Raw genomic sequence first — 598 nt, forward strand, 5'->3', positions numbered from 1 at the left:
TCTTTGCTGCCGAAGTGATGACGAATCAAACTATGTGATACACCCGCCTTTTCGCTGATGTTTCTTAGCGAGACTCGCTCGTAACCCAGCTCACAAAACATATCTGCAGCGACCTTAAGGATCAGACACTTAGTTTGTTCTGCGGCTTCAGCGCTACGTCGGCCTTGCTTTCTTACATTCATAGTTCGATTTTTCCCGAATATTAATCAACGTGCCTACTTTTACCAGAAACCGAACGCTTTGACTAATTAATTTGCTATCCATGTGGAAAATATGTTGATCAATATTCAATTCTGCCTATACTGCACGACTGTGTAGTAAATTTTAAGTCTATGGAGAAGCCAGTGCGAAAACAAACTATAAAGCACACTTTGATTGGCGCTGTGGTGACGTTAAGTCTCTCTACGTTGCTGACAGGGTGTAATAAAGCCATATCAGAACCGGCAGAGCCTTTAATCAAACCCGTTAAATTACTTGCTGTTAAAGATCTTACGGTTGACGACTCTGACGCTTTTCTTGCGCGTATTGATGCAACGTATCGAGCGCAGTTGTCTTTTCAAGTTGGTGGGGAAGTTGAAAAGCTACTGGTAAGAATGGG

At 42.6% G+C, this 598-nt stretch carries 1 protein-coding gene and 1 pseudogene; one reads left to right on the forward strand and one right to left on the reverse strand.

Annotated features, from left to right (window positions below; genetic code table 11):
• A partial coding sequence (locus R7Q11_RS27740) for a TetR/AcrR family transcriptional regulator (protein ID WP_225467179.1) occupies positions 1–182 on the reverse strand: 182 nt, incomplete at its 3' end.
• Between the two features lie 150 nt (positions 183–332).
• Between R7Q11_RS27740 and R7Q11_RS27745 the strand changes: the two are divergent.
• Positions 333–598 (forward strand): annotated as a pseudogene (locus R7Q11_RS27745) (efflux RND transporter periplasmic adaptor subunit); the annotation flags it as partial.

It is taken from the genome of Vibrio sp. 970 (assembly GCF_033339075.1).